The 16,125-nt window shown below is 62.5% G+C and carries 14 protein-coding genes; 7 read left to right on the forward strand and 7 right to left on the reverse strand.

What is annotated here, in order from left to right:
• Positions 1-17 precede the first annotated feature (17 nt).
• The 4 genes from AC3EA7_RS01300 (at position 18) to AC3EA7_RS01315 (ending at position 6,047) form a co-directional block, all read left to right on the forward strand.
• Positions 18-2,291: a glycosyltransferase gene (locus AC3EA7_RS01300; protein ID WP_488612215.1), complete on the forward strand. Its 2,274-nt coding sequence runs from the start codon at positions 18-20 to the stop codon at positions 2,289-2,291.
• Positions 2,292-2,813: 522 nt separating this feature from the next.
• The gene (locus tag AC3EA7_RS01305) at positions 2,814-3,782 is read left to right on the forward strand and encodes a glycosyltransferase family 2 protein (RefSeq protein WP_488612216.1); all 969 of its coding nucleotides are present in this window, start codon (positions 2,814-2,816) and stop codon (positions 3,780-3,782) included.
• A gap of 512 nt (positions 3,783-4,294) precedes the next feature.
• On the forward strand, positions 4,295-5,389 hold the full coding sequence (locus AC3EA7_RS01310) for a DUF6345 domain-containing protein (protein WP_488612217.1): 1,095 nt from the start codon (positions 4,295-4,297) through the stop codon (positions 5,387-5,389).
• A gap of 133 nt (positions 5,390-5,522) precedes the next feature.
• Positions 5,523-6,047, forward strand: a complete 525-nt coding sequence (locus AC3EA7_RS01315; RefSeq protein ID WP_488612218.1) for a DUF3592 domain-containing protein — start codon at positions 5,523-5,525, stop codon at positions 6,045-6,047.
• Positions 6,048-6,335: 288 nt separating this feature from the next.
• On the opposite strand, the gene AC3EA7_RS01320 is transcribed toward AC3EA7_RS01315, so the two are convergent.
• On the reverse strand, positions 6,336-7,322 hold the full coding sequence (locus AC3EA7_RS01320; RefSeq protein WP_488612219.1) for a LysR family transcriptional regulator: 987 nt from the start codon (positions 7,320-7,322) through the stop codon (positions 6,336-6,338).
• 9 nt (positions 7,323-7,331) lie between these two features.
• Positions 7,332-7,514 (reverse strand): hypothetical protein, encoded by a 183-nt coding sequence (locus AC3EA7_RS01325; protein WP_488612220.1) that lies wholly within the window; start codon positions 7,512-7,514, stop codon positions 7,332-7,334.
• A gap of 143 nt (positions 7,515-7,657) precedes the next feature.
• Here AC3EA7_RS01325 and AC3EA7_RS01330 point away from each other — a divergent pair, with 143 nt between their 5' ends.
• Genes AC3EA7_RS01330 through AC3EA7_RS01340 form a run of 3 tightly spaced genes read left to right on the forward strand, consistent with a single transcriptional unit; the run spans position 7,658 to position 11,031 of the window.
• On the forward strand, positions 7,658-8,341 hold the full coding sequence (locus tag AC3EA7_RS01330) for a helical membrane plugin domain-containing protein (RefSeq protein WP_488612221.1): 684 nt from the start codon (positions 7,658-7,660) through the stop codon (positions 8,339-8,341).
• Between the two features lie 11 nt (positions 8,342-8,352).
• On the forward strand, positions 8,353-9,543 hold the full coding sequence (locus AC3EA7_RS01335; RefSeq protein ID WP_488612222.1) for an NAD(P)/FAD-dependent oxidoreductase: 1,191 nt from the start codon (positions 8,353-8,355) through the stop codon (positions 9,541-9,543).
• A gap of 18 nt (positions 9,544-9,561) precedes the next feature.
• Positions 9,562-11,031, forward strand: coding sequence for an MBL fold metallo-hydrolase (locus tag AC3EA7_RS01340; RefSeq protein ID WP_488612223.1), 1,470 nt, complete (start codon positions 9,562-9,564; stop codon positions 11,029-11,031).
• 168 nt (positions 11,032-11,199) lie between these two features.
• Here AC3EA7_RS01340 and AC3EA7_RS01345 read toward each other — a convergent pair whose 3' ends face one another.
• The 5 genes from AC3EA7_RS01345 to AC3EA7_RS01365 form a co-directional block, all read right to left on the reverse strand.
• Positions 11,200-11,520, reverse strand: a complete 321-nt coding sequence (locus AC3EA7_RS01345) for a hypothetical protein (RefSeq protein WP_488612224.1) — start codon at positions 11,518-11,520, stop codon at positions 11,200-11,202.
• A gap of 52 nt (positions 11,521-11,572) precedes the next feature.
• A complete protein-coding gene (locus tag AC3EA7_RS01350; protein ID WP_488612225.1) occupies positions 11,573-12,346 on the reverse strand; it encodes an SH3 domain-containing protein in 774 nt (257 codons plus the stop codon).
• Between the two features lie 316 nt (positions 12,347-12,662).
• Complete coding sequence (amrB, locus tag AC3EA7_RS01355; RefSeq protein WP_488612226.1) at positions 12,663-13,799, reverse strand: AmmeMemoRadiSam system protein B; 1,137 nt, start codon at positions 13,797-13,799, stop codon at positions 12,663-12,665.
• Positions 13,783-14,976 carry a DegT/DnrJ/EryC1/StrS family aminotransferase gene (locus AC3EA7_RS01360; RefSeq protein ID WP_488612227.1) on the reverse strand — a complete coding sequence of 398 codons (1,194 nt, stop codon included), beginning with the start codon at positions 14,974-14,976 and terminating at the stop codon, positions 13,783-13,785. The genes amrB and AC3EA7_RS01360 overlap by 17 nt, the downstream gene beginning before the upstream one ends.
• 258 nt (positions 14,977-15,234) lie before the next feature.
• Positions 15,235-16,029 (reverse strand): GDSL-type esterase/lipase family protein, encoded by a 795-nt coding sequence (locus tag AC3EA7_RS01365; RefSeq protein WP_488612228.1) that lies wholly within the window; start codon positions 16,027-16,029, stop codon positions 15,235-15,237.
• Positions 16,030-16,125 lie beyond the last annotated feature (96 nt).

Raw genomic sequence — 16,125 nt, forward strand, 5'->3', positions numbered from 1 at the left:
ATAAGGATATGACCGGAATGCCATCGCTTGTGATCGGTGCATTTCCCCTCTCCCTTCCCGCCTACGGCTACGCCCCGGTCGATCCGACGGCGCCGCCAGCGGTGAGCATCATCACCCCCTGTTACAACACCGGTGCGATCTTTCTCGATACTGTTCAGTCGGTGCTGCGCCAGTCGCTGCAACAGTGGGAGTGGATCATCGTCAACGATGGGTCGGACGATGCGGCGACGTCGCGGGTGCTGGCGCTGCTCCGCGCCACGCACGACCCGCGGATCCACGTCCTTGATCGTCCTCATGGCGGCGTGTCGGCGGCGCGCAATGCGGGCATCGCTGTCAGCCGCGCGCCGTTGCTCTTCTTTCTCGACAGCGACGATCTGCTGGCGCCGACGGCGCTCGAGCAGTGCGCCTGGTCGCTGGCATCACGCCCGCAGAGCGCAGCCGTGGCGACGTGGTGTGCGACGTTCGGCGCGGCGCAGCAGATGACGCGGCGCGGTTTGACAACGCGCCATATGTTTCCGCACGATAACCCGCTGACGGTTAGCGTCATGCTGCGCCGCACAGCGCTCGACCGCGTCGGCGGGTTCGATGAGCGGCTCCGCGATGGGCTGGAGGACTATGACTTCTGGGTGCGCCTGGCGGCTGCCGGACTGTGGGGCCATGACATACCGGAAGCGCTGGTCTGGCTGCGCCGTAAGTCACCTGAGATGTATCCAGGGTATCGCTGGAGGTTTCGTGAGGATCAGGGATCAATAGCGCGTATGCGCAATGATTTACGCATGCGCTATCCACAGGTGTTCCGCGATGGTCCGCCGCGTGTGCCTGCTGAGCCATCCCCCGTGCTGCAACCGCACGCGCTGATCGACCCTGAGCCGCCGTTTGCCAATCGCCTGCGACCGGTCGGCAAGCGACAGGTGCTGGTGCTTGCCCCCTGGGTCGAGGTCGGCGGTGCGGATCGTTTCACGATCGACCTGGCAGCCGGTCTGCGCGCGCGGGGGTGTCGGGTGTCGGTCGGTCTGTCGCGCCCGTCGGCAAACCGGTGGTTGGAGGAGTTGCGCCGCGCTGCCGATGAGGTCTTCAACCTGCCAGCGTTCCTGGCGCCCGCCGATTATCCGCGCTTTCTGCGCTATCTGATCGAGTCGCGCAGCATTACGACGGCGCTGGTGCACAACGATCTGTTCACCTATCGGTTGCTGCCCTTCCTGCGCGCCTGGTGTCCAAATGTGCCGATTGTCGATTTTTTGCACATCGAACAGGAGCACTACCACGGCGGCGTACCGCGCGCAGCGCTGGAGTATGACCCGGTCATCGATTTTCATATCACATCATCGCACCACCTGCGACAGTGGATGATCGAACGCGGCGCCGATCCGATCCGGGTCGATGTTTGTTATACGAATGTGGACACGCAAAACTGGCGATCTGATCCGGTGGTGCGCGAACGTGTTCGCGCGGAATTGGGTGTATGCTCCGATGAGCCGGTGATGGTGTTTATTGGACGGCTTGTGCCGCAGAAGCGCCCGCGACTGGCGGCGGAGATTGTGCGCGCGCTGGTGAAACAGGGGATGCCCGGCACGCTGCTGGTGGTCGGTGATGGTCCTGATATGGGCTGGATGCGCCGTTTTGTGCGGCAGCATCGACTGGAGCGCCGGGTGCGTTTGCTGGGGTCGGCGCCATCGACGCGGGTGCGAGAAATCATGGCTGCCGGCGATCTGCTGCTGTTGCCGTCGGAAAACGAGGGGATTGCGTTTGTGCTGTTCGAGGCGATGGCGATGGGGCTTGTGCCGGTTGCCGCTGATGTCGGCGGGCAGCGTGAACTGGTCACGCCCGACTGTGGCGTACTCATTCCACGAGAGGGTGATCAGGTTGCGCAGTATGTCGAAGCGATCCAACGATTGCTCGCCGACCCGCAACGGCGCGCGGCGATGGGGCGCGCGGCGCGCGCGCGGGTGGTGGAACATTTCGATCAGCAGCAGATGATCGACCGCATGCTGACGCTCTTCGAGAAGGCGGATGCGCTGGCGCGCGAAGCGCCGCGCTCTCCGATTGATCGCGGTTTAGGGCTGGCGACCGCTTCCCTGGCAATTGAGTATTTTCAGTTCCGCGAGGCGTTGCTCCGCCTCCCGCCGGTGCGTTGGGCGCGCACGCTGCGCTGGTCGTCCGCCTGGGGGACGGTGCGGCGCAGCGCCGAAATGCGGGTCCTGCTCGACCGTCTCGACCGGCGGGTGTATGTGGTGCGTCGCGAGGTGATGTGGCGGATCAAGCGTGCGTTGGGACGGCCGTATAATCAGTAGGGGGCGGGGCGAGAGGCGAGGCGTGAGGTGAGAGGTGAGAGGTGAGAGGTGAGAGGTGAGAGGTGAGAGGTGAGAGGTTGCAGGTAGAGACGCTGCATCGCAGCGTCTCGAAGGATTGTACGTCTTCGTTACATGTTGAACGTGGGGCGGTTGCGGGTTACCGGTATAAACGTACCCGACCCTTGAGGTCTCTGTTGTGAATCAGGATCAGCCCAGGCGCGACTCTGTAGGCATGTCTCTCGTGCTCTGTTGAAATGTTGCAAGACCTCAAGGGTCTTGAGGGAAGGTTGCCGGTCAGGGCGTGCGGCAGGGTCGCCCCTCGTGGGCGCCCGGCGAGTGCGCCAGGGTAGGGTCGCCCCTCGTGGGCGCCCGGCGAGTGCGCCAGGGTAGGGTCGCCCCTCGTGGGCGCCCGGCGAGTGCGCCAGGGTAGGGTCGCCCCTCGTGGGCGCCCGGCGAGTGCGCCGGGGGAGGGGCGCCGCTCTGTGTCCTCCGTGTCTCTGTGGTTAATTCAAGGTGTTATTAATGCCCCACCTGCACACACAATCAGATCAAGCCGCCGCTCCCGGCACGCCACGGGTCAGCGTCGTCATTCCCTGTTACAAACAGGCGCAATTTTTGCCCGAAGCGGTTGCCAGCGTGGCGGCGCAGACATTCACCGATTGGGAGATCATCATTGTTGACGATGGCAGCCCTGATGATACTGCGGCGGTTGCGCAACGTCTGATCGCCGTGTATCCTGATCGATGCATTCGCCTGATCCGCCAGGACAATCGTGGTCTGGCGGAGGCGCGCAATGCGGGCATTCGCGCAGCGCGCGCGCCGTATATCCTGCCGCTCGACGCCGACGATTTTATCGAACCAGAGATGCTGGCGCAGACGGTTGCAGCGCTCGATGTCCATCCCGATGTCGGATTCGTCTACACCGATGTGCGCCGGTTTGGCGCCGAGAATAACATCCTGCGCACGTTGCCCTACAGTCTGGAGCGATTACGTTTCGAGAACCTGATGATGCCGGCGACTCTTCTCCGCTGGGAAGCATGGGAGCAGGTCGGCGGGTTTCGCACGTTCAGTCCGGTGCAGGGGTATGAAGACCACGAGTTCTGGGTGAGTCTGGCGGATGCCGGGTGGAAAGGGCTGCACATTCCGCAACCGCTGCTGCGCTACCGGCGCACCGAAGGGAGTATGCTCTCGCAGGCGCGCCGCCACGATCTGGAGCTGCGCGCGAGGATCTTCCTCGACCACCCGCGGCTCTATGAGCCCGACGTGCTCGCCTGGGCGCGACGCGTCCTGTCGCCCGAATGGAGCGCCCATGGCGCGTTACGTTCGCCGTGGCATTGGTTACTGGCGTACCTGGGGTATGTGGCGCTAATCCGGCGCCACCATCCTGCGTTGCTCCTGCCAGCGATCGTCCATCCGTTCTTCTGGCGCCTGCCGATCCGCTGGCAGGGACGCATGCGCGCGCTGGCGCGGGTGGTGCGGTTGCAGCGGTGAGGTTATTCTTCGTCCTGGTCAAATGACACTTTGTGATAAACGTCGCTCAATTGCAGGGTGCATGCGATTGAACATTCAGGAATGGCTCTCGCTGCGCCGACATCGCGCCCTCTAACGTGTGCATTGCTTACCCTGCCTGTTGTGTATTGTACAACGTCTGCACAGGTGCGTCTACCTCGCGGTGCAACGGGGGTGCGGTCATGAGTTGTCAGGAAACGACGCTGCGGCTGCCAGCGATTGAAATCGCCCCTGAAGGACCTGCGGCCGACCGTCCGCCTTCGCGGACGGGAACGGCGGCATCCAACTGCGTGGGCGCCCGGTGGAACGCCCGCCCGCTGCGCCCCCTGCTTGCGTGGGGTTAGGGGGGTGAGGGGCAGGCGCAGTGCAGCAGGAATGCGCTTTCTTGCCGTCTGACAAATCATGCCTGCACCCGTGCAACGGCGCCACGTGCGGCGCTCTGTCGTAATGACGCTCCGCCGTTGCTCCAATACAGACGCTCGTAGACGTTTATTGTGTATGATACGCCGCACATCAGCGCACTGCCTGTCGAGTCTCTGCAAGAGGTGCGCGACGGCACGGCGCCCTACCGCGTCGAGTGGCTCAACGGCGAGGGCGAAACGATCCAGTCCACGACTCTCAACACTTCTGGCGAGGTGACGGTGACGACGAACAACCTCCCTGCCGGGAGCCGGGATGGTACGCCGGGACCGACGACCGTGACGTTGCGCGTGACCGATGATGAGGGGGCTGTTCGCCAGGATCAGATCACCCTGATTCCCTTCAACACGCTCCATCTTCCGTTGATCACGCGCGGCGGGACAGGCGCGGCGGTGAGCAGCGCCAGCAGTGAGTGCGTTGCAGATATTCGGGTCGCGCCGCAATCGACCGGATACACGTTTGGCGTCGAGTCGGTCTCGGACTATCCGCCAACCGGCGTGGGGGGTGCCGACCTTCCTGGCGTTATCCCGGATGCCAGCGGCTTCCGCGAGGGAATGATCCGCTACGGGTACACCCGGCGTTTTTCCTGGAACGAAGGGCTGGCATGGGAACGCGACTGGCGCGATTGCGCTCTGGGAGGCATCGACTGTACGGTCGGCGTGGATCGGGCGGATTTTGTCTACTTTGCTGGTCATGGAGGTTCGGCAAGCATTCTGTTCGCCTCTGCCAGAGATGACCGCTGGTTCCTCGCCCGAAACGCCCGTTTCCAGACGTTGCGCTGGGCTGGTTTCGCGTCTTGCCAGACGCTGCGGGTCCAGGGTTTTACATCCGGAAATGAACCAATCCGCCGGTGGTTCTACGCATTCCAGGGTGCGCATATGCTGCTCGGCTTCAACAGCGATATGGCGGACGTTGCGTTCGGCGGCCGGCTGGTGGACAACATGCGCATCCCCACATTCCTGGGCATCGAGTTTCCCTGGGCGCAGCAGACGATCGCGCAGGCCTGGGTCAATACAGCATTCCAGTTAGGAGCGGGCAGCCCTGCATTCATCTATGCGCGCACCGCCAGCGCCAACCCTGCGAACGACAAACTGCCGAAACCGGGCCAGCCGATGCCGCCGCGCCCGACGCCAGCCACGTCGTACCACTGGGTCTGGTGGGAGTTCTGAGACGCCGGTACCGTAACGCGGCGTTCGTTGCAGCGGTATAGATGAGAGACGCGTTGGTCAGCAGCGTCGCTCCCTCATCTCCCGCAGTCGCCTGGAGTCGTCGGACAATCAACCAGAGGAAGAAAGCAACCGTATGAAGGCGCGAGGGCGAACCTGGAATCCTTTCTACGGATTATTGTCGGGTGTCATTGTCGTCGCTATTGGGTTGGGCATTCTGTGGCTGGGTCAATCGTGGCGCGCACATACGCACAATCAAATCGCCTCAATGGTCAAGGCGCAGGGTACTGTCGTCGATGTCGTTTCCCGGACGCGAACGCAGAGCGGGGAACGCAAAACGTTCTTCTACGCTGTGGTGGAATTTCGCACGGCGAATGGCGAGGCGATTCGCTTCGAGGATGGCACGGGCAGCAACCCGCCAGCGTACCGCGTGGGTGATGCCGTCGAGGTGCTGTACGATCCGCAAACGCCACAGTCGGCGATGATCGACTCCTGGGTGCTCTGGCTGCCTTCCACGATTGTCATGGGGTTCGGCGGTTTCCTTGCCGTCATTGGCGGTCTTACGCTGCTCGATGCCCTGTTCAGGCTGCTCAAACTCGGCGGTCTGCTGGGATTGCTGGGCATTCTGCTGCTGCGCCGGCGACGCGAGCAGCATATATAGCTTGAGTCCGGCATACCTGCGCTGCCGCATTGCACATCCGCTGAGCTGCGGGCTAATGAAGCATTAAGATCGGCATACCCTGGCTGGCGGTTGAAACCGCGCCGTGGGGCGCGTGCGCGCCGGGCGTCAACCTGCGCCGACGCTTTCCCGCGCGCAAGCGGGTGGCCAGCCGGAGTCCAACAGGCGCGTTTGAGAACATAATCCGGTATCGCTTGAGGGAGCCCGCGCAGGCGGGCTTCGCAGCAGGAGCCCGCGACTTTAGTCGCCGGGCGGGCGGGATTTGCCCAATCACTCCCCGGAAACGGCGCGCACCTGGCGCGCAGATGGTTCAGCCTTCGCCATGCGGCGACCGGAAGAATCGAGCATGGAGCGAATGACCGGATACTCATGCGCCAGGTGCTGCAAAAACGCATGGGCGATGGGTGAGAAGGGCCATTCCTGGTTCCAGATCAACTTCAACTGGCGCTGCAGGTCGCAATCGTTCACCGGCAACAGGCGCAGCACGCCGAGATCCACTTCATGGCGCACCACATAGGCGGGCAGGATGGCAAAAGCGCCGCCTGCCAGCAACGCGCGCTTGATCGTTTCGGGGTTGTCGAACTCACCCGCATACCGGAGGCGAACATTGTGATCCTTCAGGATTCCGTCAAGCCAGGTGCGGCTCTGGCTGCCAATCTGGCGCAGGATCACCGGCTGATCATCGAGCGCCCGAATGCTCAATGATGTTGCGTTCCACCACGGGTGCGCCTGGCTTACGACCACGTATTGTTGCACATTGTCCAGGATTAGCACGCCAAGGCGCGACGGCAGGCGCGCGCCGTTCAACTCCCCCTCGATAAAGCCCACATCGCACTGCCGCTCTATCACCTGGGCGACCACCTCGGACGTTGTGCTCGTCTTGATCGAGACGGTAAATTGCGGATAGCGGATACGGAACTGTTCGACACATTCTGATAGTACATAAATGCCAACACCAGGCGTTGCAGCAAGCGCCAGACTGCCTTCGCTCAGGCGCGACACGTCGGTGATCGCCAGTTTAGCCTCCGCCACCAGCCTGAAGATCTCCTGCGCATACTGGACGAGCAGTTCTCCGGCAGGCGTCAACTCGACCCCACGATGTTTGCGGATCAGCAACTGCTCGCCAAACTCGGCTTCCAGATCCTGGATATGCTGGCTCACATTCGGCTGCGACATCAGGAAGTGATCGGCAGCCTTGCTGATGCTGCCCGCCTGCGCCACATAGACAAACAGTTCGAGTTTGTGCAGGGTCAGCATGGCATAACTTCAGGTTATAGCAGCGATAGTAAAGAGAGTATACCACAGGACGGGAGTTTCCGGTATATTCTTTGTACTGTCATTCACCATAATCCCGCCGCGCACGCAGAACCATGGACAAACGATCTGCCAGAGCGATCCCCGACGGTCGAGCGACTGCGACTCGGTCCTGTCGCCGTCCTCGTCAGCCATGCGGCTGCGCCGTTGCATGGGGCGTCCGCTCCGCGTGCGCCAGGCGGCGGAGGCAGCGGATGCGAGCGACTGCGGCGCTGCTGGCGCACCGCGCCATGGCGCGGCTGAAGCGATGATCAATCACGCGAAGGAGCATACGAACGATGACGACCCTGACATCCACAATCACAGGCGTGGCAGCGCCGCCGGGCAACGGCGTCCTTCCTACGCCGAACGGCGATGGCAAAGCCGACGTCCTTGCGCTCATTCTCGCCAGACTGGAGCGGATGGAACAGCGTTTCGATCGCTACGAGACGCTCATTCAGCAGGGATTGCCCATGGCGGCAATGATGACCGACACCATCGACGGATGGATGCACGACCTGAAACAATCCGGTATCGACGTCGATGAGCGGGCGAAGGAGACGCTTCGCCTCCTCGCCGAACTGACGGCGCCGCAATCGGTGGAGGCGCTCCATACGTTGCTGAAGATGCTCCCCACGCTCGGTGCACTGGTTCAACAGGCGCCAGGCGTGGTTGCGATGCTGGCGGATACCGGCGACGACCTGGTGATGCGTCTGCGTGAAGAAGGGGTTGACATCGAGCATTTGGGGCGCAGAAGCTTGAAGGCGGCGAAAGCATTGATCGACTCCAACGTTCTTGAAGACTCGGCGGTTGCCGTGATCAGCAACGCTGCCCAATCGCTGGCAGACAGCGCCGGCGCTGCGCGCCCCGTCTCGGCATTTGGGTTGCTGCGCACCCTGGGTGATCCCGACGTTCAGCGCGCTCTCGGATTTTTCCTCGCGTTTGCAAAATCGTTTGGCAGCCGTTGTAAAACCAAAGCCTAGAGGAGGCATCAATGCAACACCATTATCCTGTTGTGATTGCCGGCGGCGGCACTGCGGGGCTGACTGTCGCAGCTCACCTGGTCAACTCCCTCGATCCATCCCGAATCGCCTTGATCGAACCGAGCGCCCACCACTTCTACCAACCGCTCTGGACCCTCGTCGGCGCCGGCGTTTTTTCCAAAGAAGAGTCGATGCGCAATGAGGCGGATTTCATTCCCGCAGGCGTGACCTGGATCCAGGAGTATGTCAGCGCCTTCGAGCCGGATCAGAACCGGGTTCTGCTCAAGAATGGCGATGCGCTCACCTACGATTATCTGGTCGTGGCGCTCGGCATTCAGATCGACTGGGATCGGGTGCAAGGCTTGCAGGAGGCGCTGGCTGAACGGAATGGCGTGTGCAGCAACTATTCCTACGACACGGTTGATCGCACATGGGAGAATATCCGGTCGTTCAAGGGCGGCGTGGCGGTGTTTACGCAACCTTCGACGCCGATCAAGTGCGGTGGCGCGCCGCAGAAGATCGCCTACCTTGCCGACGATTACTTCCGCCGCACCGGTGTGCGGAACCGGTCGACGATCCAGTTCCTCTCTGGTTCTGCCGGGATCTTCTCGGTGAAGAAGTATGCTGACGCTCTGACGAATGTGTACCGGCGCAAAGGGATCGAGGCCCGCTTCCAGCACGAACTGGTCGCAATTGATCATCGTCGGAAGGAAGCGGTCTTCCAGAACCTTGCCAGCAGTGAACAGGTCTCGGTTCAGTATGATATGATCCATGCCACGCCGCCAATGAGCAGCCCGGATGTCATCAAGCAGAGTAAACTGGCGGCTTCGACCGGGTGGGTGGAGGTTGATCAATTCTCGTTGCAGCACGTCCGCTACGCGAATGTATTTGCCCTGGGCGATTGCAGCAACCTGCCGACATCGAAAACCGGCGCGGCCATCCGCAAACAGGCGCCGGTTGTAGCGGAGAATCTCGTCGCCGCGATGGAAGGACGACCGCTCGAAGCCGTCTACGATGGGTACACGTCCTGCCCGCTGGTGACCGGATATGGCAGCCTGATCCTGGCGGAGTTCGACTACCAGTTGACGCCGAAGGAGTCGTTCCCGTTCGATCAATCGCGCGAGCGCTATAGCATGTATGCGTTGAAAGCCTATGGCTTGCCCGCCATGTACTGGAATGGCATGCTGCGCGGCCGCATGTAATACGTTGAGGAGGATGTCATGATCTTTCGTCAATTTCTCAATGAGGCAATCTCGGCGGCATCGTATCTGATTGGATGCGTCCAGACCGGTGAGAGCGCGGTGGTCGATCCGGGTTTGCCGCCTGAGGAGTATCTGATGGCGGCTGCTGACAGGGGGTTGCGCATCACAGCGGTTGTCGAGACGCACTTCCATGCCGACTATTTCTCAACCGGACGGGCGCTGGCGGCGTTGACCGGCGCAACGATCTATGCGCCGAGCCGAGACGATATCGAGAATGAGATCACTGGCGCATCGGTTCACTACCCGCACACGCGCGTGCGCGACGGCGACGAGATTCGGGTCGGTAACGTCATTCTCCGGGCAATCCATACCCCTGGACACACGCCGGAGCATATGGCGTATGCCGTCATCGATACGCCGCGTTCTGATCAGCCCTGGATGGTCCTGACCGGCGACTCGCTCTTTATCAACGATGTGGCGCGCACCGATCTGGTCAATTTGCCGCTGACCGGACCGGAGGTGATGTTCAACAGCATTCAGCGCCTGCTGGAACTGCCGGATTACTGCGAAATCTATCCGGCGCACTATGGCGGTTCCGCGTGCGGCGGCAAGCAGATGAGCGGCAAACCAATCAGCACGATCGGGTTCGAGCGGCGCTTCAACTGGATGCTGCAGGCGCGCAACGTGCAGGAATTTGTTGAACTCAGCGGGGTCGTACCGCGTGAAGCGGTCGAGTCAGTGCTCAGCCACCGCAATACGAACCGCGGCGTTCTTCCGCTCCCTGCTGAAGCAGTCCGTCCGGCTGTGCATCACCATCGCCACCTGCCTGCCGATGTGCCGGCGCTCTCCGTTCAGCAGGCGTATGACGCAATGCAGAACGGCGCGGTCTTGATCGATCTGCGACCGACGCTGGCTTTCGCTGACGGTCATCCGGTTGGCGCGATCAATATTGCGTTCAACAAGAGCAATATGGTGGAGCGCGCCAGGATGCTGCTTGATGCCCATATGCCGCTGCTCTTCATTAGCGACGTTCCGCTGCTGGCGCAGGAAACCGCGCACCTGTTCGTTGAGGAGGGACTCGCCGTTGTCGGGTATGTGCAGGAACCGGTCGACGCCTGGCTGGCGAGCGGTCTTCCGGTCGAGCGGATCGCCATTGGCGATCTGGCGACGCTCCATCGCTACGCCCTGAACCGCGAGGCGGTCATTCTGGATGTGCGTGAACCGTTCGAATGGGAGAAAGGGGTCATTCCTGGCGATGCTGCCGATGTGCGCCTGATTTCGCTCAGCGAGATCGGGCAGCGATGGCGCGAACTACCCGCCGACCGCGCCATCGTCGTGGTTTGCGAGAGTGGAACTCGTGCTGGCGCTGTTGCCAGCATGCTGAAACGTGCGGGGTTTGTCGATGTCGTCAACATTGCGCCCCAGGGGATGAGCGACTACGCCAGACAGTACAAGACGGTTCGCTCGGAACTGGCGATGATGACGTGATGCCGGGTATTCAGGCAGCCGTGCCCATGAACCCGGACAATCAAACGTGGAGGGGCAGGCGTGGGTGCAGGCATGCATTGTCAGGCGGCAAGCAAGCGCGTTCCTGAGGCAATGCGCCCTGGCTGGCGACTGAAGTCGCGCCGGGCAAGTGTTCCGCCGGGCGTCCACCTACGTGGACGCTGCTGTTCCCGTCTGCGCAGGCGGACGGTCGGCCGCAGGCCCGCCAGGAGCGATTTCAATCGCTGGCAGCCGCAGCGTCGTTTCCTGACAATTCATGCTCGGACCTGGCAGGCGCCGGCTGAGCCTGTTGACGCCAGCGCCAACCTGGTTGATCGCTTGATGACAGAACTTACGCGGTGGCGCGTTTTCTGGCTTCGCCAGAGCCTGCGGCAGCGTGGCGTTCCCGATCAAAGTGGTGCGGTGCGGCGGCAAAGCCGCCGCACCACAAAAGAAGACGCGTACCGCTCTGCCGAAAGCAAAAAGAGCCATCACGCGGCTCGTCCGTGAGGCGACCGCGTAACTCCTGTTGATGAGAAGCCTGCTACGGCGTCCCGCCTGGCGGCGTCGGCAACGCAATGTCGGGGTTGACCGGCACCAGCGCGGCAGTCTCCGGCGGCACGTTCAGCAACGTGGCGCTGACCCACCCGGCCACGCCGCGCACGGTCAGCACCAGATACCAGCGTCCGTTGTCGCTGCGCCCCAGGAGTTGCACTTCTTCACCCTGGTTGACGCGGTCGATGGGCGTTGCGCTGACATTCGGATCGGCGCGCACGTTGCCGGGATTCGCCACCGTGCCGCGCAACGACGACACAATCGGCACCGGCGGATAGGTGGGGGTTGGGGTTAGCGATGGCGTCACATTCACATCCGGCGTCGGTGAAGCCGATAGAGTCGCAGTCGGAGTTGCGCTTGGGGTTGACGTGTCGGTCGGCGGCGGCGCCGTCGGCAGACCAGGGATCGGCGATGGTTGCAGGTACAACGGTTCTTCCGTCGGTCCGGGTGTATCGGTTGGCGCGACTGCGGTTGCCGTGGGTGATGATGTCGGTGTAGCGGTGTCGGTCGGCTCAGGCGCGGTTGCCGTGGGTGATGGCGCTTCAGCGACTGCTGTCGCGGCGCCGGTTGGAGTCGTTTCTGGTGATGGTTGCGGTGTGGCGGTGTCGGTCGGAGGAATAACCGGCGTGTCGGTATCGGGCGGAAGCGTCGGTTGCTCGACTGCCGTCGGCGCGCCGCCGATGCCGGGTAGCGGTATGGTGCTGCATCCTGTAAGCGCCAGGATCAGAGCGATGACTCCAATAATGGGTCGTATGTCCGGCATATCACTTCTCTACGTTTCTACGTTTTCTCCCCTTCAACCCTTTGCGCCTCCGCTCCTTTATGTGATCCCTTCGTGTAATCGAAAACGTTCAACGTGCAACCTTTCACCCAAACACCATCCCACAGATCGACTTCCGCGCGCGCCGCGCGCCTCTCCCCTCGCGCCGCTCACCCAAACACCATCCCACAGACCGACTCCCGCGCGCGCCACGCGCCTCTCCCCTCGCGCCGCTCACCCAAACACCATCCCACAGATCGACACCACCGACGTACCCTCGTCGTCCGCCGGGCATTGCGCATACCCGACCAGCTCGCCTTCAACGGCGTCCAGCAGGCGCAGCGCGAGGTACGTCGGCGGCAGGCAGCCCGCAGATATTCTGGCGATCACCGGCGTCGGCAATGACGCGGAAGAACCCGGCGGCATCACCGGCGCGCATACGGTCGATCACCAGATCGTCGGCGTGACGCAATGCTTCCTTATCGGTGTCGTTCAGCGGCGCTCCGCCAAACGCCGGACCGACGTGCGACATGTCGCCGGAGATGACCACCAGTGCGTGCCGGGAGGCCATGACCCGACGCAGGGTTGTGATCAGCGCCTTGAGCCGTGGATCGGTCGCCGGATCGCCGCCGTTTATGTAGCGTGCAAATGAACCTGCCAGGATGGGAATAACCGGGCAAGGCGCATCTCCGCGTATGTATTGCAACCACACCGCTACCAGTTCAAGCGAGTGTTCGACACGGTGATACAATTCACCCGCAAAAGCGGCATCCTCCCCAAGGGCTGCCGCCAGGTCCGCGACAATCGCCTCATCGGTTGGCAAAACGCCGAAGGGCGTCGCGTACTGCTGGCGTGTCAGCGTGACCGGTTCGGGGCTGTAGTGATCGGTACCGATCAGAATGATGACCTCTGCCGCACGCACCATTGCCGCAGCGCGCTGCCAGACCTGCGCATACACCCGACCGCCGCGCGCGTAATCGATATGCGGGCTGAGCACGCCGCGACCGGTTGGCGGCGCCGGGGCCACCGGACCGGCTGCCGCAACGAAATCATCGAGCAACTGGCGGAGTTCCGCTGGATCGGCCGGGTACGACTGCCCTGTCAGCACTGGCGGGCGAAATGGCGCGGCGCGATACCGTTCGAGCGCCCGCTTATGCGCTGCCCTGAAACGCAGATTGTCCAGCAATAAGGCTTCGTCGAGCGCATCGACGAGGTTGTTGATCAGCGCAATATCGACCGGTATGCCAAGCATCGAGCTCAGTTTCCCGGCAATAGCGGCGCGGTGATGTTTTCCATTGCAGAACAGCAACACCGGCCCGAGTCCCTGAGAAATCACCAGGAAGCGGTCCGCAATCTGAAGCGGATCGCGCAACAGCAACGAAGGCCGTCCCTCGTGCATCACCTGGCGAATGTCAATGGCGCACAGTTTTGGATACTGATCAGTGGGAAACCACATGGCGCAGTTCATCTCTGTGATCGCGGATTTTGATGATTGCAGCCGCCACATCGTCCATTTCCGCGGGATCGGCGAGCAGCAGCCATTGGGGCAGCCAGATCGCTTCGCGGCATGCTTGCTCGGCGTTCGGGCAGGCGCCGGCGCGTGCGAACGTCGGACCGAGCGACTCCTGCCGGTAGAGTGGGAAGGGGTATCCTGTCGAGCATGGGATGCCTTCGGCTTCGAGCGCCTGTTCGAACCGATCGCGCGGCACGCCAAAGGCGCGTTCATCGTACCGCACCATATACAGATGGAACGCATGCCGGTCGGCGCGCGCGTCCCAGCGCATCGGCTGCATGCCTTCGACATCGACAAAGAATGCGTTCAGGCGGCGCGCGCACGCCATGCGCCGGTCGGTCTGCTCATCGAGGCGTTCGAGTTGCGCCAGGAGCACGGCGGCCTGCCAGGCGGAAAGGCGCATATTCGTGCCCAGATTCGGGTGCTCATACCAGGCGCCGCCGATGGCGCGCCCCTGGTTCACGCGGCTGCGGATGGCATCGGCAAGCGCCCGATTATTCGTTGTCAACGCACCGCCCTCGCCGGCCGTCATATTCTTGCTGCTCTGGAAACTGAACGATCCCACATCGCCCAGCGACCCGCACATGCGACCGCGCCACGAGGCGCCATGCGCGTGCGCGGCGTCTTCGATCAGCAGCAGGCCGTAACGCTGCGCCAGCGCGGTCAGGCGGTCCATATCCGCCGCGTGACCGGCGAAGTGTACCGGAATGATCGCCCGTGTGCGCGATGTGACCGCCGCTTCTGCCGCACCTGGATCGAGGTTGTAGGTATCCGCCCCGATGTCGGCGAATACCGGGGTGGCGCCGACCAGTCGCACCGCCGATGCAGTGGCGATAAAGGTGTACGGAGGAACAATCACCTCGTCGCCGGGACCGATGCCGGCCGCCATAAGCGCAGCGACCAGCGTTTGCGTGCCGTTGACCGCAGCAATGCCGAATGCAGCGCCATGATGCCGCGCGAACGATTGCTCGAATGCTTCGACAACCGGCGCGAATCCGCCCCAATCGTCGCTGTGGAGCACATCGAGCACCTGTCGCTCTTCGCGCGCATCCCACTGCGGCCAGCGGGGCCAGGGACGGGTGCGCACCGGTGCGCCGCCGTTGATTGCGAGGGTTGCCATAAACCTCCCCGGCTACCGTCAGAACGCGAGAAAACGCCATTGCAAGGTAGCATAGCCGGGGAGAATTGTCAATCGACAGGACGAGCCGGGGTGCAGGCATGGTCAGGAACCATCGCGTTCCCGGCAGGCGCGCCCGCGCGGACGTGAACGCCCGCGCCCTTCGTATGCTCAGCCCGACGGTTCAGCACCGGGCGGTGCGGCGGGCTGCCGCAGGCTCTGGCAGAGTCAAAAAGGCGCTACCGCGTAACTCCTGTCAATTTATGGGCACGTAGTAGCCATCGCCGGTTCATACCCTAGCACGCGCAGCTGCCCGGCGATCACCGCGTGCCCTGCCGAATTCGGGTGGTAGCCGTCGAATGAGAGATACAGCGATGGCTGGCGAGGAGCGGTGTAACTGCTATTGAACGCCTGATAGACCTGCGCCGTCTTGACGCCGCACCCTGTCGAGTTAATGATGGCGTTCGTTTGCTGGAGGTACGGCAGCAACGTTGCCAGGCGTCCACTGGCGGCGTCTTGAGCGACAAATGGGTAGTACAGGTCCATCGTGCGGTAGACTGTTGGTTGACCGCGGCGCAGCATGAAAATCTCGCGCACAATCGCAGTCCAGTTGCCACTGAATGTTGTTACGGCGTCTCTCAGGCACTGCTGATTGTCGAGACCGCCGCACGTGCCTGCGATATACCGGTCGCGGGCGCGCAACAGGTCATTCCCGCCGATGTCCCACGTCACAACCCGCGCCGAAGCAACCGACAGCCTGAAGGTCCAACTGGTGCGCAGCGCATTTAGTAGATCGCTGCTCGTCCATCCCGGAACGCTGAGGTTGATCAGCGAAACCGTAGCGCCGGTATCGGCGGCGAGCATCGCCCCATAGCGATAGACATACCCGCCGCGACTGAAATCCCACAGACCAAAGCCGAGCGAGTCACCGAGGGCGACATACGTAATCCGTGGCGATGAGGCGGTCGCGGTGGCCTGTGCCGGGGCAGCTGGCACAAACATCGTGAGAGCGACTGCCACGAGCAGCAACGCGACTAGGCGAGCAAGGAGTTTCACGACAGTCCCTCCTTTCTGATTGAGGCGACAACAAGACGGCGTGGCAATGATGCAGGGGAGAATGCGCCGTCTGGATCATAATACTGATCCCGTCTG

It is taken from the genome of Roseiflexus sp., assembly GCF_057785375.1.

What these genes read in the sequence shown, in the direction of transcription:
- AC3EA7_RS01340 (WP_488612223.1), top strand. Translation starts at nt 9,562, where the DNA reads ATGATCTTTCGTCAATTTCTCAATGAGGCAATCTCGGCGGCATCGTAT.
- AC3EA7_RS01300 (WP_488612215.1), top strand. Translation starts at nt 18, where the DNA reads ATGCCATCGCTTGTGATCGGTGCATTTCCCCTCTCCCTTCCCGCCTAC.
- AC3EA7_RS01350 (WP_488612225.1), bottom strand. Translation starts at nt 12,346, where the DNA reads ATGCCGGACATACGACCCATTATTGGAGTCATCGCTCTGATCCTGGCG.
- amrB (WP_488612226.1), bottom strand. Translation starts at nt 13,799, where the DNA reads ATGTGGTTTCCCACTGATCAGTATCCAAAACTGTGCGCCATTGACATT.
- AC3EA7_RS01325 (WP_488612220.1), bottom strand. Translation starts at nt 7,514, where the DNA reads ATGGCTGACGAGGACGGCGACAGGACCGAGTCGCAGTCGCTCGACCGT.
- AC3EA7_RS01315 (WP_488612218.1), top strand. Translation starts at nt 5,523, where the DNA reads ATGAAGGCGCGAGGGCGAACCTGGAATCCTTTCTACGGATTATTGTCG.
- AC3EA7_RS01345 (WP_488612224.1), bottom strand. Translation starts at nt 11,520, where the DNA reads ATGGCTCTTTTTGCTTTCGGCAGAGCGGTACGCGTCTTCTTTTGTGGT.
- AC3EA7_RS01320 (WP_488612219.1), bottom strand. Translation starts at nt 7,322, where the DNA reads ATGCTGACCCTGCACAAACTCGAACTGTTTGTCTATGTGGCGCAGGCG.
- AC3EA7_RS01360 (WP_488612227.1), bottom strand. Translation starts at nt 14,976, where the DNA reads ATGGCAACCCTCGCAATCAACGGCGGCGCACCGGTGCGCACCCGTCCC.
- AC3EA7_RS01335 (WP_488612222.1), top strand. Translation starts at nt 8,353, where the DNA reads ATGCAACACCATTATCCTGTTGTGATTGCCGGCGGCGGCACTGCGGGG.
- AC3EA7_RS01305 (WP_488612216.1), top strand. Translation starts at nt 2,814, where the DNA reads ATGCCCCACCTGCACACACAATCAGATCAAGCCGCCGCTCCCGGCACG.
- AC3EA7_RS01330 (WP_488612221.1), top strand. Translation starts at nt 7,658, where the DNA reads ATGACGACCCTGACATCCACAATCACAGGCGTGGCAGCGCCGCCGGGC.